The sequence below is a fragment of the Tardiphaga sp. OK245 genome, assembly GCF_900108575.1.
Classification (GTDB): Bacteria; Pseudomonadota; Alphaproteobacteria; order Rhizobiales; family Xanthobacteraceae; genus Tardiphaga; species Tardiphaga robiniae.
This window is the reverse complement of record NZ_FNWZ01000005.1, coordinates 55,730-74,492: the sequence shown is the minus strand read 5'-3', so window position 1 is coordinate 74,492 and position 18,763 is coordinate 55,730. Positions and strand designations below refer to the sequence as shown.

16 protein-coding genes are annotated in these 18,763 nt (G+C 61.0%); 11 read left to right on the top strand and 5 right to left on the bottom strand.

All coding sequences use genetic code 11. The features are described 5' to 3' along the window. Positions 1 to 86: 86 nt before the first annotated feature. The gene (locus BLW80_RS23495) at positions 87 to 323 is read right to left on the bottom strand and encodes a hypothetical protein (protein ID WP_093760214.1); all 237 of its coding nucleotides are present in this window, start codon (positions 321 to 323) and stop codon (positions 87 to 89) included. Between the two features lie 160 nt (positions 324 to 483). On the opposite strand from BLW80_RS23495, the gene BLW80_RS23490 reads away from it, so the two are divergent. Further along, a complete protein-coding gene (locus tag BLW80_RS23490; protein ID WP_093760212.1) occupies positions 484 to 1,380 on the top strand; it encodes an SDR family oxidoreductase in 897 nt (298 codons plus the stop codon). Between the two features lie 46 nt (positions 1,381 to 1,426). Beyond that, positions 1,427 to 2,353 (top strand): glycosyltransferase family 2 protein, encoded by a 927-nt coding sequence (locus tag BLW80_RS23485; RefSeq protein WP_093760210.1) that lies wholly within the window; start codon positions 1,427 to 1,429, stop codon positions 2,351 to 2,353. Between the two features lie 199 nt (positions 2,354 to 2,552). Here the strand turns inward: BLW80_RS23485 and BLW80_RS23480 are convergent, their stop codons facing one another. The 4 genes from BLW80_RS23480 to BLW80_RS23465 all read right to left on the bottom strand — a co-directional run bounded on the left by BLW80_RS23480 (position 2,553) and on the right by BLW80_RS23465 (position 7,557). Further along, positions 2,553 to 3,542, bottom strand: a complete 990-nt coding sequence (locus BLW80_RS23480; protein WP_170849779.1) for a rhamnan synthesis F family protein — start codon at positions 3,540 to 3,542, stop codon at positions 2,553 to 2,555. A 22-nt stretch (positions 3,543 to 3,564) separates the two neighbouring features. Further along, on the bottom strand, positions 3,565 to 4,350 hold the full coding sequence (locus tag BLW80_RS23475; RefSeq protein WP_093760206.1) for an ABC transporter ATP-binding protein: 786 nt from the start codon (positions 4,348 to 4,350) through the stop codon (positions 3,565 to 3,567). Between the two features lie 2 nt (positions 4,351 to 4,352). Next, a complete protein-coding gene (locus BLW80_RS23470; RefSeq protein WP_093760204.1) occupies positions 4,353 to 5,195 on the bottom strand; it encodes an ABC transporter permease in 843 nt (280 codons plus the stop codon). A 229-nt stretch (positions 5,196 to 5,424) separates the two neighbouring features. After that, positions 5,425 to 7,557, bottom strand: coding sequence for a glycosyltransferase (locus BLW80_RS23465; protein WP_210185347.1), 2,133 nt, complete (start codon positions 7,555 to 7,557; stop codon positions 5,425 to 5,427). A gap of 353 nt (positions 7,558 to 7,910) precedes the next feature. On the opposite strand from BLW80_RS23465, the gene BLW80_RS23460 reads away from it, so the two are divergent. The 9 genes from BLW80_RS23460 to BLW80_RS23420 are packed head-to-tail and all read left to right on the top strand — an operon-like array spanning position 7,911 to position 18,563. Next, positions 7,911 to 9,341 carry a UbiA family prenyltransferase gene (locus BLW80_RS23460; protein ID WP_170849778.1) on the top strand — a complete coding sequence of 477 codons (1,431 nt, stop codon included), beginning with the start codon at positions 7,911 to 7,913 and terminating at the stop codon, positions 9,339 to 9,341. A 56-nt stretch (positions 9,342 to 9,397) separates the two neighbouring features. Further along, positions 9,398 to 10,663 (top strand): FAD-binding oxidoreductase, encoded by a 1,266-nt coding sequence (locus BLW80_RS23455; RefSeq protein ID WP_093760200.1) that lies wholly within the window; start codon positions 9,398 to 9,400, stop codon positions 10,661 to 10,663. Further along, on the top strand, positions 10,660 to 11,412 hold the full coding sequence (locus tag BLW80_RS23450) for an SDR family NAD(P)-dependent oxidoreductase (protein ID WP_244528431.1): 753 nt from the start codon (positions 10,660 to 10,662) through the stop codon (positions 11,410 to 11,412). The genes BLW80_RS23455 and BLW80_RS23450 overlap by 4 nt, the downstream gene beginning before the upstream one ends. Before the next feature lie 4 nt (positions 11,413 to 11,416). Continuing rightward, positions 11,417 to 12,346, top strand: a complete 930-nt coding sequence (locus BLW80_RS23445; protein ID WP_093760198.1) for an NAD-dependent epimerase/dehydratase family protein — start codon at positions 11,417 to 11,419, stop codon at positions 12,344 to 12,346. A gap of 11 nt (positions 12,347 to 12,357) precedes the next feature. Next, the gene (locus tag BLW80_RS23440) at positions 12,358 to 13,674 is read left to right on the top strand and encodes an NAD(P)/FAD-dependent oxidoreductase (protein WP_093760196.1); all 1,317 of its coding nucleotides are present in this window, start codon (positions 12,358 to 12,360) and stop codon (positions 13,672 to 13,674) included. Positions 13,675 to 13,707: 33 nt separating this feature from the next. Beyond that, positions 13,708 to 14,361 (top strand): class I SAM-dependent methyltransferase, encoded by a 654-nt coding sequence (locus BLW80_RS23435; RefSeq protein ID WP_093760194.1) that lies wholly within the window; start codon positions 13,708 to 13,710, stop codon positions 14,359 to 14,361. 37 nt (positions 14,362 to 14,398) lie between these two features. Continuing rightward, a complete protein-coding gene (locus BLW80_RS23430) occupies positions 14,399 to 14,800 on the top strand; it encodes a GtrA family protein (protein ID WP_093760192.1) in 402 nt (133 codons plus the stop codon). Further along, the gene (locus BLW80_RS23425) at positions 14,797 to 17,190 is read left to right on the top strand and encodes a hypothetical protein (protein WP_093760190.1); all 2,394 of its coding nucleotides are present in this window, start codon (positions 14,797 to 14,799) and stop codon (positions 17,188 to 17,190) included. The genes BLW80_RS23430 and BLW80_RS23425 overlap by 4 nt, the downstream gene beginning before the upstream one ends. A gap of 53 nt (positions 17,191 to 17,243) precedes the next feature. Then, a complete protein-coding gene (locus BLW80_RS23420; RefSeq protein ID WP_093760188.1) occupies positions 17,244 to 18,563 on the top strand; it encodes a hypothetical protein in 1,320 nt (439 codons plus the stop codon). Positions 18,564 to 18,763 lie beyond the last annotated feature (200 nt).

Sequence of the window (18,763 nt, the reverse complement as noted above, 5' to 3'; positions counted from 1 at the left end):
TCCGGTATCTTCAGCAGATCGAGAAGTTGCTGAAGCCGGACGGTCGCCATGTTGGTGGTCGTGCCCGACAAGCGGTACTGTTTCGATCACTTCATTCCGGTTTCCACGCTCGACGAGGTGCTGGAATCGAATCGTGGTGGGAAGAGCGAAAAGTACATACCCGGCAAAAGGTTATCGAGCATCGCGCCCACATCAGCCACCACGGTGCGGCAAGGCATTGGGCCCGAGATCACGGAACGCCGCTGTATGTCGGCCATCCGCAGAAGCTCGTCGAGGCGGCGAACGAGTTCGAGTCGGGCCAAGGCAAGTACATCGATGTCCACGGGTGGCAGTTTACGCCGGAGACATTCAGCGATCTGGTTGCGCGGCTCGTCGAATTGAAAATATCACCGCTGCAGGTTACCGATATGTTGCGGACATCGCCTGGCACCTGGAGTTTTCCGCCGTGCTCAAGCGCGCCTGACGGTCAGCCTGGAAATCAAGATGCAAAGCATAGTCGTTGGTGCCACGGGAATCGTGGGGGGCTATATTGTCGCGCAACTGGTCGAGGCCGGCCACACGCCCTTTGCACTGTCGCGCTCGCTGCGCCACAGCCCCGGCGTTCTGTGGATCCAGGGTGACTTGAGTATGCCGCAGGATTTGAAGGCGGCTGAGGTCGATATCGTTTACTGCACTGCGGAGATCGGCCTCTTGGCCGACGCGTTGCCTTATCTCCTGACGCCGTCGCTGAAACGCGTCGTCGCCTTTACCTCGACCAGCATCGCCACCAAGATCGAATCCGAAATCCTTGCCGAGCGCGAACTGCTGCAGCGGCTCGCCGATGGCGAGCGGCGGCTGATCGCGACCTGTGAGCGGCTTGGCATCGGCTGGACGATCCTACGCCCCACCGTGATCTATGCCGAAGGCAGGGATGGTAACGTATCGAGACTGGCGCGGCTGATCCAGCGCTTCGGCCTCCTGCCCTTGATGGGCAACGGGGAGGGAAGGCGACAGCCTGTCCATGCAGAAGATTTGGCGATCGGTGCGATTGCAGCCGCGCGGAGCATCGCGGCGGTGAATAAGACATATGCGATGCCAGGCGGTGAAATCCTCAGCTATCGCGAAATGGTCGGGCGGATATTCGATGCCCTAGGCAAGCCGCGTCGGATCGTATCGGCGCCACCGGTTATCTGGCGGTTGGCCTTCGCTCTCACAAAGCCATTTTTCCCTCATGCTAATGTGGCAATGGGCACTCGCATGTCGAAGGACATGGTGTTCGACGCCGCACCTGCGGCGATCGATTTCGGTTGGGCGCCGCGAGGCTTTCGTCCCGACTTCACGTTCATGACACCGTCCGGGGCTCGTTACGCGCGGATTTCCTGCGGCCGGAAAATGGTCTAGACACCGCCGATCGATCGCCGCCCTCCACTTCCATCAGGATTTCGCATTGCCTTCCCAAGATCCAACAGTCATCATTTTACTCGCCACCCGGAACGGTGCGGAATTCCTGCAACCGCAGCTCGATTCGTTCCGCGCGCAGACCTACGGCAATTGGGCGTTGCTGGTATCAGACGACGGTTCGACCGATGACACTGTCGAGATCATCCAACGCTTCGCCAGCAGTGTTCCGCAGCCGGTCATGATTGTGCCTGGACCGCAAAAGGGATTCTGGCAGAATTTCGTGATGCTGGTACGCAGCGAGGCGATCAATGGTGATTTGTTCGCCTATAGCGATCAGGATGACATCTGGTTTCCCGAGAAGCTCGCCAGGGCCGTGGACTGGTTCAATGTGCGGGCGGAATCGCCAGCGCTGTATTTCACGCGCACCGAACTGATGCATGGCGACGGCATGCCGGCCGGCTTTTCGCCGCTGTTTACACGCGCCCCGCTGTTCCGCAACGCACTGGTACAGAACATCGGCGGCGGCAACACCATGGTGTTCAACCGCAGTGCGCGGGCAGCTTTGCTGGCCACGCCGACCGATGCCGAGCTGGTCTCCCACGACTGGTGGACCTATCAGGTCGTGACCGGCATCGGCGGCGACGCATATTACGATCCATGGCCAAGTCTGAGGTACCGCCAGCACAGCCAGAACATTGTCGGCGCCAACATCGGCTGGCGCGCGCGCATGGTGCGCCTGACGGCCTTTGCCAATGGCCGTGTGGTGTCGTGGAACGAGGTCAATCTACGCGTTCTCGATCGGATGCGCGATGCGCTAACCCCGGAAAATGCTGGCGTGGTCGATCTCTTCGCGAAGGCCCGTCATGTCGCCTGGCCGATGCGGCTGTGGCTGATCTGGAAGTCCGGCGTGTACCGGCAAAGCCTGGTGGAAAATATCGGGCTGTCGGTCGGCGCGCTGTTCGGCAAAATCTAGCGCAGATTGAGCCCGTTGGATTCGTGTCGCGGACGTAGTGCAGTGCGCGCGCTCTTGGTAGCGTAGTGGACCGGGGAGCCGGGACCGCAAAACTCCCGCGTTCAAGAGCGTGCCGGATCTGCGGAACGGGACAAGAATGCCGCGCCGCGTCCGAGACAACCGCTTCAACCCCGGCGGACCAATGCAACATTGTTGACCGTCATCGTTTCAGGTGGCGGGCGATCATGCCGACGTCGTAACCGCTCCGCGCGGCGATTAGCTGTGGCCAGCGGGAGGTCCCCGGCACGCCGTTCGGATTCGTGGTCAGCAGATCGCGCTTGATGAACGGGCAGGCGTAGTCGGTGATGAGCACGTCCCAAAAAAAATGCGTGGGATTGACGACGCCGTCGTTCATGACCTGCGCGCGAAACCGCTCGAAGGCGCCGCGCTCGAATCCCGGAGGAGCATGGCGCGCCAGCCGTTCCCTAGCGGTGGCTGCGACGGCGCCGTAAGGTGCGAGCACACCGGTCTTGAGCCGCGCCTCCTGCAGAACCTGCGTGAGTTTGACCTCAGCGTTACGGATTACCCACATCCTGTGATCGATATAGAGCAGGCTTGTCCAGAAACGTTTGAAGGCGGTCGATCGCAGCGCGTTCGGCATGAACATCATGAAAAACGTCTGGATATGATACTTGTTTTCAAAGCTGTCGGCTATGCCCCAGAAATCGACGGCCGAGCGATCCACCCCGGCAAGTACGTCGCGCAGATTCCAGAACGGCCCGTAAACGCTGTCGTTCATCAGAACCAGGCTGTCGATTCGCTTGAGCTCGGCGATCGATGCGATGCCATCCTTGTAGGCGCCGAAGTCGTAGCCGGTATTGAAGCGCCAGATCAGCTCCTTGCAGAGCGGCTGCACGCGCGCGCGGCTTTCGACGGGGAGCTGCGGCGCGTTGGATACGAAGGTGACGCGATAACCCGCACCGACGAGTTCGCATAGCTGGTGCACGACGTAGTCGTGGACGATTCCGTCTCTGTCGAAGTGTACATAGATCGCCGCGCGCGAGGCGTCGCGCAGCGGGTCGTCGCCTTCGATGCGTTGCTTGATGTAGTTTCCGCGCCGGGCGACCTTGCCGAACAGGCCGATCGCCCAGTCCTGGACCGGCAGATATAGCCGGCGCCCCGCGCGAACGACGTCCCTGAGACGATCCATCGCGCTGCTCTCTCCAAGAAGCTTAAGCTGCTCCGGTCTCGGCCGCATAGGCGTCGAGCACTTCATCGATGGGGCCGGACGCCTTGATCTGGCCTTGGTCCATCCAGATGCCTTGGTTGCAAAACTTCCGGCAGGTCTCGATGCTGTGTGAAGCTAGTACCATGATACTGGCTTTTTCCACGAAGGATTGCACGCGATGCTGCGCCTTGCTTAGGAAGCTGGCGTCGCCAGCCATGATCCATTCGTCCATCAGCAGGATTTCCGGCGCAAAGCAGGTCGCTACCGCAAAGGTCAGCCGGGTCATCATGCCGGACGAGTAGGTGCGTACGGGAACATCGAGATAGTCGCCGAGCGCTGTGAATTCGGCGATGTCAGCCATCCGCTCTTCGATCTCGCCGCGCGACAGGCCAAGGATCATGCCGCGCAGGCGTATGTTGTCGTAGCCGCTGATCTCATTGTCGATGCCGAGGCCGATGTCGAACATCGGAGAAATCCGCCCGCGGCTTTCGACTGTGCCGGTGACGGGTTCGTACACGCCGGCCATGACGCGCAGCAAGGTAGTCTTGCCGGCGCCGTTGGAGCCAATCAGGGCGACGCGGTCGCCGGCGACGAATTGCAGCGAGACGTCTCGCAGGGCCTCCACGACGATGCGATGGCTGGCATCGGCCGCCATATGTCCGCCGGAGCCACGAAACAGCAGGCTCTTCTTCAGCGACCGCGAACCGCCGTGATAGATCGGAAAGGAGACGTTGACATTGCGAAGCGTCAGCTCGGCATTCTTGACGGGTACGGATAGAGGCGCATTCATGATCAGACCCAGTAGGCAATGCGCGCGCGATAGCGCGTAAAAAACACGCTCGCGACGGCCAGATTGATCAGCGTGATCAAGAGCACCGCCAGATAATGCTTCGCCGTCGGCATCTGCCCCAGGAGCGGCGCGCGGACGATCTCGATGAGGTGGTAGAAAGGGTTGAGATCCGCGAGATAGGCTCGGCTCTGCAGTAGTTCCGGCTTCCAGAAGATGGGCGTGACGAAAAACACGATCTGCACGACCGAGGTCACCACCTGCGGAACGTCGCGAAACCGTGCGGAAATGATGCCGATGCACAGGTTGGCCAGCGCTCCATTGAGCAGCACCAGGATCAGGCCCGGGATGGCCAGCAGCATCACCGCGCCAGGCCAGAACTGGAAATATAGTAAAACCCCAAAATAGATCACGAAGTTATGCGCGAAGATGACGAATTTGCTCCAGGTCGAGCGGTAGACATAGACCGAGTACGGAAGCCGAATCTGCTTAATGTAGGATTCTGAGCCCGTGAATAAGACACCGGCTTCGGCCAGAAAGCCCGACAGTAGATTCCACACCAATAGGCCGACGCAGATGAACGGCAGGAATTCGCGGATCGGCATCTTGAATAGTTCGGCATAGAGGACGCCGAGTGCGATCACCATGATCGCCATGCTTGCCGTCAGCCAAAACGGTCCAAGAATGGAGCGCCGGTAACGCTGCAGGATGTCATTCCAGCCCAGTGTGACCCACAGCCGCCATAGGGACAGGCCTTCGATCGCATCGGACCACGCGACCACCGAGGCGCCGTGCGGTTTGCGCGCGGTAGTCTGATCAAAAAAATCGGTGTCTAGGCTAGTTTTCAACGGTGGCTCGTTTGTGTCGGGATGTCGCTGTGGGGCGCTACAACCATCTGCGGCGTCTCAATCGACGTTTCATAACGGCAAAGGAACACCCTATCCGGAGGATCGTGTCAACGCCGGTTTAAATAGGTTCCAGCAGGGATTTTGGCCAAGCGGACGGCAGCTGGTAGCCGATCGCAGCGCATGCGGGCAGTTGGACGAAGCAACGCCTGGACGGCGCCGCTCGTTCAACTCAGTGTTTCCACGGTCTTTGTGCGCGCGGAGGATGGGCAAGCGAGGGAATGATGGTTTGCAATGAAAGATTGGGGTTGAAGAATGGATCCGAGACCAGCCGTTTTCCCCATTTGGTACGCATGAATTGCACCTCTCGCTGAAAACGCACCAGCTTCTCGCCAGCGAGATCTGAGCCGCGAGATTTGGATTCGTGGTGCGTCAGCACGGCATAAGGTGTCCAGATGATTCGATAACCTGCCTCTTGTACGCGCAGACAAAGGTCTACGTCGTTGAACGCGACCGGGAGGTTGTGTGCGTCCAAGCCGCCAACTTCGTCAAACAAGGACCTGCGTATGAGCAGGCAGGCGCCGGTTACACAACTGACGTCCTGCGCTAGTGCCAGCCGTCCAAACCGACCGGGTTCGTCTCCGGGATAGCCGACACACCGGTGACCGGCCACGCCGCCGAGACCGATGGTCACCCCGGCGTGCTGAAGCGTTCCGTCTGGATAAAGCAGTTTCGGTCCGACAATTCCGATCTTCGGATCGATAAAGTAGCGCGCCATCTCCTTGAGCCAGCCAGCATCGAGCATGGAGATGTCGTTGTTGAGCAGGAGCGCCAATTCGCCCGTCGAAACGGCGATCGCCTTGTTGTTAATGTCCGAGTAGTTGAACGCGCCTTTACATTCGATGATTCGAACGCCCTGTTCTTTCAAGCTGGCGAGATAGGTGAGCGTTTCCGGATGTGTACTATCATTGTCCGCAATCACGATTTCAAGATCGGGATAATCGGTTTTCGTCCGTAGGCCGTCGATCACGATTTCCAGAACGTCGAGATAATCGCGTGTCGGAATCACGACCGATATTTTCGGCCAGTTCGCGGGATTCGGGCGCACGACGCGATGAAACGAGCCGTTCACATCGTCGACCACGACCGGGATATCGAGACCCGCAAAATGCTCGACGAGGGCGCGTCGCGCGGCGTTCGTTGCTTTGCCAAGATTTTGCGACGACATCGTCCCGGCGCCTTTGAAAATGCGCCAATGATACAGCACATGGGGGATGTGAACGATCGGTTGCCTTGTCGAGGAGATTACCCGCAACGCGAGGTCGTAGTCCTGGCTGCCTTCGAAGCCGAGCCGGAAACCGCCGGTCTGCTCGATCGCCGAGCGTTTGTAGACGGTCAGATGATTCAGGTAGTTCTGGCCGTAGAACAGCTCCGGGCTCCAGTCCGGCTTGAAATGCGGATCGCTGCGCTTGCCGGCAGCACTCAGCTTGTCTTCATCGGAGTAAAAGACATCGGCGTCAGGATGCCGCTGTATCGCTTCCACGACCATATAGAGGGCATGTTCTGAAAGCACGTCATCGTGGTCAAGTAGGGCGACGTAGTCGCCGGTGGCGAGCGCGAGCGCGGAATTGCTGGCTGCGGATATATGTCCGTTGCTCTCGCGAAAGCTGCATTTGATGCGGCCATCCTGTTGCATATAGGCATCGAGTAGCTTTCGGACGTGCGGGGCTTTGGAAGCATCGTCCGCGACGCACAGCTCCCAGTGCGGATAAAGCTGGTTGACAACGCTGTCGATTGCCTCGCGCAGGATCTCCACCGGCGTTTCATAAACCGGCATCACTACCGATATAATGGGAAGGGATTTGAAGCGTGCGACGTCGGCGCGAACCTGCGCGCGGTCGACATCGGACAGGGTATCGAAGTTGCGAATCCAGCGGCCGTATTCGCGTTGAATTCGATCAGGAGCCCCGATCCTTCGCATCGGTAAAAGGAAGCTGAGAATGCTGGATCCGAGGATGGAACGAATTCGGCGCGGAATATGATATCTCAGGGTGCGGTAGGCGGCTCGAAAGGTCCCATGCGCATGTTGCCTGAGCCCGAAAGGCAGCAGGTCGGACAAGGCCCGGAGCGGTTGTGTCGCGCGCCACGTAATAGATTGCCGGATTTCGTCGAGTTCGCTGTTCAGCACGGCGATTTTCGACTGCGCCTCTTCCAGTTCCTGCCTGAGCAGATCGACATAGTCGGAGTCGAGCCCCGGCGCGTCGGGCGCGGTGGGATCTTGAAGCTCGCGCGGAGCGATAACTTCAACGGGTTGCCGCGGGTCTTGCAATCGCGTCCCCATCGCTTCTGCTGTCTCTGCGGTCATTCAGCCTGTTGCTCTACACAAAAATGGCGCCTGAAAAACAGCAAGCCAAAACTGTAGACGACTTCTAATTTTTAATTCACCAAATGCCAAGCCCAACTTGAACTGAAATTGATTTTAAACTCAAAGACTTAACGAGCGGTGCCGTTTTTGCGGTAACTGCGGGCCGCAGGGGCGAAGGAACCGCGATCCGGAACAGGAGAAGTTGCGCGGTTTGCGTTTTGCCCGTACATCCAACTCCCAAGCTCCTGAGCCCGATAAATTTCTTTGGGCTTCTCCATCGCTTTCGGAGCTCAACGGCATCTGTCGGGGTTTTGGCGTGAGATGAAGAGCTCGTTCCCCAGTTGAGTTCAGAAGTGACAGACGCGAGAAGCCTCCCTCTGGTCGTTGATCTCGACGGCACCTTGCTTAAGGTCGATACGCTCTTCGAGTACTTCACTGTAGGGATTTTCGCCCGGCCCCTGCAGACGATCCTTGCCGTTCTCGAACTGCGCAGGGGCATTTCCGCCTTCAAGCAGCGGCTGACACGGGTGGCGGAGCCCGATGTGGACAGTTTCCCGGTCCGCGAGGAACTGCTCGCCTATCTCGAGGAGGAGGCCCATGCGGGCCGCGAGATCCATCTTGCCACGGCCGCCGACCGGGTTATCGCCCTCAAGGTCGCCAGCCGGTTTCCGCTGTTCAGGTCGGTCAACGGCACCGAGGGCGGCCTCAACCTGAAGGGGCAGAACAAGGCCGACCGGTTATTGCAGCAGTTTCCCGATGGCTTTGTCTATGCAGGTGACAGCACCGCCGACCTGCCTGTCTGGCGCAGTGCGAAAGCCGCCGTGGTGGTGTCGTCGAGCCGGTCGCTGGTCGACGCCGTCGAGGCCGGCGGGACGCCGGTCGAGCGGGCGTTCGGCGACAAGCCCCATGGCCGCGCGGTATGGCTGAAGGCGTTGCGCCCGCACCAGTGGGCCAAGAACATGATCGTGCTGGTGCCGGTGGCGTTGGGCTGGCGTGACGTCACGCCGGAGGGGCTGCTGCGCGCTTTGGTGATGGTCGGGCTGCTCTGCATGGTCGCATCGCTAACTTACCTCGTCAACGACATGGCGGACCTCGCCTCGGACCGCAAGCACTGGTCGAAGCGCCGCCGCGGCTTTGCCTCCGGCGCGATCCCGGTGCGCGATGGCCTGCTGGTGGTCAGCGCCGTGCTGCCGGTGGCCTGTATCGTCGCGTTGCTGGTCGCGCCTCTCGCGGGGCTTTGCTTGCTGTTCTATGTGGCGGTGACGCTGGGCTATTCGTTCGGCTGGAAGCGAATTCCGCTGTTCGACACCTTCGTCATAGCCCTGCTGTTCACGATCCGCATCCTGATCGGCATTGCGGCGGCGGATCTGGAGCCGTCGGCTTGGCTGCTGACGTTTTCGATGTTCTTCTTCTTCTCGCTGGCGCTGGCCAAGCGCCATACCGAGATTTTGCGCGCGGCCGAGCACGGCTTGCAGAAGCTGGAAGGCCGCGGTTATCAGGCCGGCGACGAAGGCCTGACGCTGGCATTCGGCACTGCGGCTGCCATGGCCTCCATCGTCATCGTGGTGCTGTATCTCGTGGAAGAGGTGTTCGCTCGGCAGATCTACCATTCGCCGGCCTGGCTCTGGGTGGCGCCGATCGCCATCTTCCTGTTCAGCTGCCGCATCTGGGTGCTGTCGCACCGCGGCCGGATGACCGACGATCCCGTCGCCTTCGCATTGCGCGACAATGTCAGCCTCGGGCTCGGCGTTTTCGTCGCCGTCGCCATCCTGTTGGCCTTGTGACCGGCTTCGTCCCACGCGCCGACATCGTCCCTTGGGGGCGGACTCCGCGCACGGCCATGCGCGTCTCGCGTCCGTCGTTTCCGGATGAGCTGGCCGCGCTGGTCCGTGAGGGCACCGGGCCGCACGGCCTGCTCGCCGGCGGGTTGCGGCGGTCCTATGGCGACAGTTGCATCAATGGCGGCGGCGCCTTGATCGAGATGACCGGCCTCGATCGGTTCATCCGCTTCGACCGCACCACTGGCCTGCTTGAGGCCGAGGCCGGCGTCAGCCTCGCGGCGATCCTGAAGCTTGCGATTCCCGCCGGCTTTTTCCTGCCGGTCACCCCCGGCACCAAATTCGTCACTTTGGGCGGCGCCATCGCCAATGATGTGCACGGCAAGAACCACCACCGCGCCGGCACCTTTGGACGCTGGATCCGCAGCCTAAGCCTGCTGCGCAGCGACGGCAGCGAGCACACCGTGGCCGATGACGACGCCACCGGCCTATTTGCGGCCACGATCGGCGGCCTCGGACTCACCGGCATTATCACCCGGGCCGCCTTGCAACTGGTGCCGCTCGCCAGTTCGAACATGGCCGTGGAGACCATCCCGTTTGGCAATCTCGGGGAATTCTTCAAGCTGTCGGCAGAGAGCGACGCCAGCCATGACTACACCGTGTCGTGGATCGACTGCCTGGCCAAGGGCGACAAGTTCGGCCGCGGCATCTTCACCCGCGCCCGCCATGCCGGCGACGGCGAACTCCGGATCAAGCCGCCCGGCGGCCCCAGCGTGCCGCTGGACGCCCCGGGCTTCCTGCTCAACCGGTTCTCCATCGCGGCCTTCAACGAAGCCTATTTCCGCCTCGCCGGCCGCGCCCGGCAGGCCACCGTATCCTACGACCCGTTCTTCTACCCGCTGGACGCCATTGGCGGCTGGAACCGGTTGTATGGCACACGTGGCTTTTACCAGTACCAGAGTGTGGTGCCGCCGACCGTCGCCGCCGATGCCACGGCGGAGATGTTGCAGACCATTGCGGATGCCGGGCAGGGCTCCTTTCTTGCGGTGCTGAAGACCTTTGGCGACACGGCTTCGCCCGGCCTGCTGTCGTTTCCCCGCCAAGGCACCACGCTGGCGCTGGATTTTGCCAATAGGGGTGGACCGACCCTGTGGCTGCTTGACAGACTCGACGCGATTGTCCGAGAAGCCGGAGGCCGTCTTTACCCGGCCAAGGACGGCCGGTTGCCGCCAGCGATGTTCAGGGCTGGCTATCCGGCGCTGGACCACTTCACTACGCACCTGGACCCCGGGATGTCGTCGACATTCTGGCGGCGGATGACCCCATGACCATGCCAATTCCGTTTCGTGTACTGATTCTCGGCGCCGGTTCCGGCATCGCCCAGGCGACCGCCCGGTTGTACGCGGCCGAGGGCGCCACCATCGGTCTCGCCGGCCGCAACGCCGAGCGCCTGACTGTCATCGCCGCCGACCTCAAGGCGCGCGGCGCCGCCGCCACCGAAATCTTCGACGTCGATTTCACCGCCCCGGACGCCGCCGCCACGCTGGCAGGCATGGTCGTGAAACTGGGCGGGCTGGACCACGTCATTTTGGCCTATGGCGTGCTCGGTGACCAGGCGACCGCCGACCGCGACGAAGCGGCGGCGCTGGCCATCATCGACGTCAATTTCCGCTCTGCCGCCGCCTGGACGCTGGCCGTCGCCAACCTGCTGGAGCGGCAGGGCAAAGGCTCGCTAGTGGTGCTGGGCTCGGTCGCCGGCGACCGTGGTCGCCGCTCCAATTACGTCTACGGCGCCGCCAAGGCCGGCCTTGCCGTGCTGGTGCAGGGCGTCAGCCACCGCTTCCGAGACGACGGCCCGCGCGCTGTCATCGTCAAGCCTGGCCCGACCGACACCGCCATGACCGCCGGCATGGCCAAAGGCGGCCCGATGTGGGCGAAGCCCGAGGCCGTCGCCGCAGTGGTGCGCAAGGCCGCCGACAGCGGTGGCCCGGTGGTCTATGCGCCCGGCCGCTGGTGGCTGATCATGGCGATCATCCGCAACATCCCGGCCGCCATCTTCAACAAGATGAATTTCTAGCGCCATGCGAAAGATCATCATCACCGGGGCTGCGGGCCTGGTCGGCCAGAACCTGGTGGCGCGGCTCAAGGCAAGGCCGGATTTCGAGCTGGTCGGCATCGACAAGTACGCCGCCAATGTGGCGCTGTTTCGCGAGGCGCATCCCGACGTGACGATGATCGAGGCCGATCTTGCCGTGCCCGGCGCCTGGGCGGAGTGCTTTGCCGGCGCGGATACGGTGGTGGTCAACCAGGCGCAGATCGGCGGCCTGTTCCTCGACGAGTTCGTTGCCAACAACATTACGGCGACCGAGCATATTCTCGCCGCCGCGCACGCTTATGCCGTGCCCTATGTGGTCGGTATCTCCTCGTCGGTGGTGAATTCATCGGCCGATGATTTCTACACCCGCACCAAGACGGCGCAGGAAAAGCTGTTCGATGCCTGCGCGATCCCGCATGTGACGCTGCGGCCGACGCTGATGTTCGGCTGGTTCGACCGCAAGCACCTCGGTTGGCTGCGCCGCTTCATGGACAAGGCGCCGGTGTTTCCGATCCCCGCCGACGGCAACTTTACGCGGCAGCCGCTGTATGTCGGCGATCTCGTCTCGATCATCGTCGCCGCCATCGAGCAGCGCAAGACCGGCACGTTCGACATCTCCGGCCTTGAGAAAATCTCGTATGGCGGCCTGATCGCGATGATCCACGACATCGTCAGGCCGCGCGCCAAAATCGTGCATATTCCCTATTCGCTGTTCTGGGCGCTGCTGTGGGTCTATGCCCGCGTCGACAAGAAGCCGCCGTTCACCACCGGGCAGCTCGAAGCGCTGGTGATTCCGGAGACGTTCCCGGTGATCGACTGGCCCGGCGAATTCGGCGTTGCTTCCACGCCGCTACGCCAGGCACTGTCCGAGACCTATCTCCATCCCGATCATTCGAAGATCGTTCTTTCCTTCTAGGAGTTGTCGCCATGAGTCGCATCGTTGTGTTGGGAGCAGGGCCGATGGGTCTTGCCGCCGCGCAGCGCGCGGTGACACTGGGCCACGAAGTCGACCTGATCGAAGCCGACCACAAGGTCGGCGGCATGGCCGCGCATTTCGATTTTTCCGGCGTGTCGATCGAGCGCTTCTATCATTTCGTCTGCAAGTCCGACGCGCCGACCTTCGAACTGATGGACGAGCTCGGCATCGGCGACCGGATGCGCTGGGTCAATACGTCGATGGCGTACTACACCCACGGTAAGGTGCATAAATGGGGCGATCCCATTTCGCTGCTGACCTATCCGCATTTGACCCTGATGGAGAAGATCAGGACCGGGCTGCAGATGTTCCTGACCACCAAGTCGAAGAATTTCGATCGTATCGAACATCTGACCTCGCGAAAGTGGATCGAGGGCGGCTCCGGCGTGTCGGTCTACAACAAGCTGTGGAAGCGGCTGCAGGAGCTGAAGTTCTACGAATACGCAGATGAAGTCGCGGCGTCCTGGATCGCCACCCGCATCAAGCGCATCGGCAACTCCCGCAAGTCGATCTTTCAGGAGCAGCTCGGTTACATCGACGGCGGCTCGGAGACGCTGGTGGAAGCCATTGCCGACGAAATCCGTCGCAAGGGCGGCCGCATCCATCTCGGTATGCCGGCCGAGCAGGTGATCGTGCAGGATGGCCGCGTCATTGCGGTGCGCGCCGGCGGCCGTGAGTTCGCGGCCGACGCGGTGATCTCGACCGTCCCCGTGCCGCTGGTCAATCGCCTGGTGCCGGACCTGCCGCAGGACTGGCAGGACAGATATGCCGCGATCAAGAACATCGGCGTGGTCTGCCTGCTGTTCAAGCTGCGCCAATCCGTGACGCCGCATTTCTGGGTCAACATCGTCGCCGACGACATCGAGATCCCCGGCCTGATCGAATTCTCCAACCTGCGCCGCGTCGGCGACGCCATCGTCTACGTGCCGTATTACATGCCGGTGACCCAGCCGAAATGGCAGTGGTCCGACCAGCAGTTCATCGACGAGGCGTTCGGCTACATCAAGCGAGTCAATCCAGTGATAGCGAACGACGATCTGCTCGACGCTAAGGTGGGCCGGCTGCGTCACGCCCAGCCGATCTGCGAGCCGCATTTTGCTGACAAGCTGCCGCCAGTGCAGACCCCGATCGCCGGGCTGCAGATCGCCGACACGAGCTACTACTACCCCGAAGATCGAGGCATCGCGGAAAGCATCCGGCTCGGTCGGCGCATGGCAGAACAGGCGGGCGCCTCTCCGGCAACTCCCACCGCAGGCGTCTTACATTGAAATTGAAGCCATGCTTCGCCGTCAGGAAATACCATGAACGATCTTGCTAGCATCTACAAATCGCGCTTCGCCAACACCGGACTGGAAAAGCGCAAGCGCGTCTGGAAGATCCTATGCAGCGAGTTCTTCCAGCAGCACGTACCGCCGCAATCCGGCGTGCTAGACTTGGCCTGCGGCTATGGCGAGTTCATCAACAACATCCAGGCTGCCAAGAAGTACGGCGTCGATCTCAATCCCGACGCGGCTTCGCATCTCGGTCCAGACGTCGAGTTCAAACTGACGCCAGCCTACGACCTGTCGCATATTCAGGACAACAGTCTCGACCGCGTCTTCACGTCGAACTTCCTCGAGCATTTGCCCGACAAGGCGGCCTGCAACACCGTGCTCAAGGAGGTGCGCCGCACGCTCAAGCCCGGCGGCAAGTTCATGATCCTGGGGCCGAACATCCGCTACGCCTACAAGGAATACTGGGATTACTACGACCACTATCTCGCGCTGTCGCATCTGTCGCTGGTCGAGGGTCTGCTGCTGGCCGGCTACAGACCGGAAACCGTTGTTGATCGCTTCCTCCCCTACACCATGAACAACGCCGCGCCGACCGCGGACTGGCTGATCCGGCTGTACCTGCGGATCCCGCTGGCCTGGAAACTGCTCGGCAAGCAGTTCTTCGTCATCGCGCAAAAATGAAGCGGCACGAACCCGCGAACGTGGATACGAACGTCAGATGACCGGTAGGTTTGCCCGCTTCGTCCTCGTCGGTGCATCGGCCGCGGCCGTCAACATCGGCAGCCGTGTACTGTTTTCTTACGTGGTGCGGTTCGAGATCGCGGTGGTGTTGGCGTTTCCCATCGCGCTGACCTTCGCCTTCGCGATGTCACGGCTGTTCGTGTTCGAACCTTCCGAGCGCTCAGTCATGCACCAGTATGGCCGCTTCTTCCTGGTCAACCTGGCTGCGCTGGCGCAGGTCTGGCTGGTCAGCGTCGGGCTGACCTATTGGATATTTCCGGCCATCGGCTGGACCTTCCACGCCGAACTTCTGGCGCATACCATCGCGGTGGGCAGCCCCGTCCTGACCAGCTATTACGCGCACCGGGTCTTCACCTTCGGGACGTCGCCGGAGGCGTGAACAACATGCACTGGCAGCGCCCTAAAATTTCCAATGTCGGGCCAAGCGTTGCACACGTCTCTCTGTTCGTCGTGCTGCTATTCGTCGCCGTGGCCAGCATCCGGCCGGCGGTGTTCGACTTTCCGACCGAGGGCCTCGACGCCTCCTGGGTCGCGGCGATTGCCTACGCCGTTGAAAAGGGCTTCGCTTTCGGTTCCGAAATCGTTTTCACCGCAGGCCCGCTGTCGAGCATCTATCATCGCATGTATCCGCACGAACTCGCTCCGGCGATCATCGTACTCGATTGCATATGGGTGGTGGTATTCGTCATTCAGCTCAAAGAGCTGCTGGCGTCGTTGTTCGATCGCAGGGAATGGCGCTGGCTGTTCGGCCTATTCCTCGCTGGGCTCGTCCTGCTCGCGGAACGTTTTCTGCGCGACGGATTGATGCTATTCTTCGTCTTCGCGGCGGCCCATCGCTATGCACGCGGGCGATCGGAGTCGGTGGTCATGTTGGCGTCGATCACGGTGATCGCCGCATTCGGCATGGCCAAGTTTTCCGTGCTGGTTCTGGCACTGCCGGCCTTCGTGATCGTTGATGCCCTTTCGGTGGCGCGGCGCGAAATCCCCTACAAGACGGCGCTCCTTGTGCTGTGCCTCGTCGTCTGCTTCGTCGCGGCGGGCCAGCCGCTGTCGAATCTGCCGGCCTATCTGCGGGGGTCGCTGGAAGTTTCGCAAGGCTATTCCGCCGGCATGAGCATCGACGGTGCGCCGGATTCGATCTGGCTGTGGGTCATCTCCAGCCTCGCCATTGTTGTAGCCGCCGCAGTGGCCGCCTGGCCCGCCATCAAAGTTCGTGGGCCGGGCCGCGCGACGGCGATCGCGCAACTGCTGCTGTTGCTCGGCTATCTGTTTGTCCTGATGAAGGCCGGGTTTGTCCGCCACGACGGCCATTCCCTGATCGCGTGGACCGGGCTGTTCCTGGCCGTTCCCGCGGTAGCTCTGGCGAGTGGAGCAATATGGAGGAGGTATTATCCGTTTGAAGTGACGCTGTTCATCAGCTTTCTGTATCTCTACGGGCCGTACGTTCAGAAGATGCCTTTGAGCGTCCTCAACCCCGTCGGTATTGCCGCGCGTTCGATTGCGAATCTTGATGGCGTCGCCGATTTCGCGCGAGGGCCGCGCGGTTGGATGACCGAGAAAGAGCAGCAATTCGCGGAGGCCAGCGACCGGTTGCATGCGGCCACACAATTGCCGATGCTAAGCGGCACCGTGGACATCATCCCGTCGCGGCAAAGCGAGGTAATCGCGGCGCAACTAGACTACCGTCCGCGGCCGACGATCCAGGAATATGCCACCTATACTCCGCAGCTAATTCAACGAAACCGCGAGTTCTATCTGTCGCCGAAGGCACCGGACTTCGTGTTCTTCGCCCCGGGATCGATCGACGGCCGCCATCCCGCTTCCGCCGAAGGGGCGCTGTGGCCGCTCTTGCTGCAGCGTTACGAGCCGTTCGAACGAAGCAACGATCTACTAGTGCTGCGCAAGCGATCTCAACCTTTGCCCGATCTGCTGGGTCCTCCTACTGGGCGCCGGGCTAAACTCGGCGAGCGCATCGACGTGCCGACCTCGACGTCGCCCTTGTTTGTCAAAATCGATGTGCAATACAGCCTGCCGGGCCGGCTTGCCGAGCAACTCCTGAAGCCGCCATCCATCGTGCTACGGGCGTTCTACGCGGAGGGGCCCCCCGAAGATTACCGGCTGATTCCCGGCATGGCCCGCGAGGGCGCTTTCCTGATTCCGACGGTCAAGACTGCGGATATGTTCCTGCAGCTGTATCACGGTGGCGCGGCCGCCAACAGCCGGATGCGGCCGGTGGCATTCTCCGTTATCGCAAGCTGGCGGCAATCATGGGCGTACAAATTGGACGTAGGCTTCACGTTCGCGGAAATCGATACAGGCATCTTGAGCCGAGCGGACAACACGTGGAAAACTGGGTTCAAGGTTGCAGCCGGTTCCGGCTTGCAGGCAATCATCGAAACCAATCGTCTCACGCCGCCGATGGTGGCGCCGTCGGTTGAGGGTCTGTTCGCGCATGCGCCGGCAGAACTAACATTGGCCGTCGACTCGTCGCCATCGATCACGATCGGCTTCGGCATGCGCGATTCAGCCTGGCAAGGCGAAAACAACTCACGAGGCGTGTGCTTCTCGATCGTCGGCGAGTCCGCGCAGGTACTGTTCTCGCGCTGTCTGAATCCGAAGTCTGTGGCATCCGATCGCGGACCGCAGGCGGCGAATGTCAAGATTCCTGCCGGAACAGGAGAGGTCAAGCTCCGGACGTCCTGCGTTGAAAATTGCAGTTGGGCGTGGTCGTACTGGAGCAAGGCGGATCTGGCTGCCGCCGTGCCCTAACAGTTCATCCGACTTCCTCGCACCATCAATCTGCCGTCGACGAATGCTGGACTATGAAAATATCTTTAGTTGCCGCTCGCTTTCTGGACCTTGAGGAGAGCGCGCTCACGGCTCCTCGCCGCACCGCGTTGCGCGGTGTTGCTTTTGTTGTTCCCGCCATCCTGCTGCTGGTCTTTTGCGTGATGGCGGCGCCGAAAATCCCGGTGTGGGATTCTTGGAGCTGGATCCTTTGGCTGCAGCGGATCAAGACCGGAGAAATCGGATTCCGCGACTTGCTGCTGCTGACCCATATCGAACACCCCTACGGATTTCCAACCGCGGTTTTCGTCTACCTCGGGTCGGTCTGGGACTATAGCCTGAAGCCGATGGCAATCATGAGCACCCTGGCAGTCGTCGCGAACGGTGCCATCCTGTTTCACCAGAGCCGCAAGTGCGGCCTTCACTCCATCGCCGCTTTGCTTGCGATCGCCGTGATCTCATTGTCTTGCCGGCAATACGAGAATGTCCTGTTCGGATTTCAGCTTGGCTTTCCGCTCACGGTAATGTTCGGCCTCGGCGCCGTTATGGCCGCAGCATCTACGGGCCGAGTCGTTAGCATCGCAGGCCGGTCGGCGGCGCTGCTGGTTCTGCTGGCCTGTCTTCTTTGCGGTTCGACGAGTTCGGCGGCTTCCTTTGCCGTGTTCCCAGCGGTGATGGTTACCTTCCTGCTGTTGAGCAGGCGCCCATTAGTCTTGGCTTCGCTGCTTGTCGTCTTGTTGGCGGGGCTCTGGCTCTACCACTACGTGCCCGTGATAACCGCTATGAACGCCGGGCGGCCGCCTGTTGCGGATATTGTGAAGGGCCTATTCATTCTCGCCGGATCTCCGCTCTTCGAATCCATCCCCGCTTCATTGGCGACGGGTATCGTGGTGATCTGCTTCTTCATGGTGTTCGCTTTCATCAGGCGGAACGGGACGGACTCCGAGCGGCTGATGATCGCAATGGGTCTGCTGTCCCTCGGATTTATCGGCATCTTGGCCTGCGGTCGTGGCGACATGGGAGGCATCAACCCGCCGCGCTATGCCACGTTTGCCATCCCGTTGGTCGTGGCTATGATCTCGCTCACCATCGGGAGGATCGACTATTACTGGCAGCGGCGTATTGCCATTCCTTTGATTGCCCTAGTCATTTATTCTGCGCTTATCGCGACCAGAGCGGGGATAGCCCAGGCGAAGTTGATCGGCGGCGATGCGAAAATGCTCACGCAGATCGTCCTGAAGCAGGGCGCAAGCTCCGATGCGGAAATCGGGAAACTAAATCCGGGACGAACTGAACTGATCAGAGGGCTCGTGATGTTTCTTGAGCAAAACCGCTGGAATGTGTTTTCGCGTTGATCGTTACGGGCCTCGCGGTCGATCTCGATTTTCAGTCGCTCGCGGGCATGGAGCGAGCCGGGATAGTGATGCGCGAAAGCGTCGGGTGCGCGGGTCCAAAGCAGCCAGGCTGCTCAAGTAAACTGTAGCAAAGGAAAGCTTTTGACGAACAATTCTGGGGGGCTATTCGAGCTTGCACAAATAGTGGCCACCTCGACTAA